General features: G+C 77.2%; 1 protein-coding gene and 1 pseudogene. Both read left to right on the plus strand.

The window, feature by feature from the left end:
* The first annotated feature begins 38 nt into the window (after positions 1 to 38).
* Positions 39 to 848 (plus strand): hypothetical protein, encoded by an 810-nt coding sequence (locus MHW47_RS35630; protein WP_239227931.1) that lies wholly within the window; start codon positions 39 to 41, stop codon positions 846 to 848.
* Positions 845 to 1025: pseudogene (locus MHW47_RS35635) on the plus strand (hypothetical protein); the annotation flags it as partial. The gene MHW47_RS35630 and the pseudogene MHW47_RS35635, both read left to right, overlap by 4 nt.

Genomic DNA, 1025 nt, shown 5'->3' on the forward strand with positions numbered 1-1025 from the left:
CCGAAGCCCGGCACCACGGCCCCGGAAGGCGACCCCTCATGACCCGCGCCCGCCGCGCCCGCACCGCCCTCGCCCTGCTCACCGCCGCCCTCCTCGCCCTCGGCGCGGGCGGCTGCGGGGGCAGGGCCACCACCCACCACAAGCCCGGCACCAGCCACGCCGAGGACACCGGCAGCAACGGCCGCCTGCTGAAGGCCGACGACGGCCACGGCCACCGGCTCCGCCAGGTCGCCGCCGACGGCGCCCCCGCACTGGACCTCGCCGTCCGGGCCGACCCGGAGGACGGCTGGAACGTCCATCTCACCGTGCGCGGCTTCCGGTTCACCCCGGACAGCGTCGGCGGCGCCGCGCTCGCCGGACGCGGCCACGCCCGCCTCTTCCTGGACGGCCGTCCGCTCGCCCGCGTCTACGGCCCCTGGTTCCACCTCTCCGAGGCGCTGCTGCGCTCCGCCGGGGGCGGCACCCGGCTCACCGCGGGCCTGTACGCCGACGACCACACCGCCTGGGCCGTGGACGCGAAGCCGGTCCGCGCCGCCGCCACGCTCGGCGCCGCCCCCGCGAGCCCCGCCGCCCCGCCCGACGACGGCACCACCACCGTCACGGTCACCGTCGAGCACGGCACGGTCCGCCCGGCACCCGGCCGCACCGAGATCGCCAAGGGTTCCACCGTGCGCCTGCGGGTGCGCAGCGACCGGGACGACACCCTGCACGTCCACGGCTACGACAAGGAGGCGGAACTGCCCGCCGGACGGACGGTCACCCTCACCTTCACCGCCGACCGCACCGGACTGTTCGAGGTCGAGACCCATGAGTCGGACCTGCTGCTGACCCAGCTCGTCGTCCGGTGACCGGCGCCCCCGCCCCCGGCGCCGTGCGCGTCCTCGCCCACGGCATCGGGGCCCAGCACGACCTGCCGCTCTCGCCGTTCTACGCCTTCGCCGGGGCCTTCGCCGCGCTGTTCGTCTCCTTCCTGGCGCTCGGACTGCTGTGGTCGGACTCGCGGTTCACCGGGGAGCGGGCCGGCC

Origin of the sequence: Streptomyces sp. OfavH-34-F, from assembly GCF_022347745.1 — a bacterium.
In the GTDB taxonomy this organism is placed as follows: domain Bacteria; phylum Actinomycetota; class Actinomycetes; order Streptomycetales; family Streptomycetaceae; genus Streptomyces.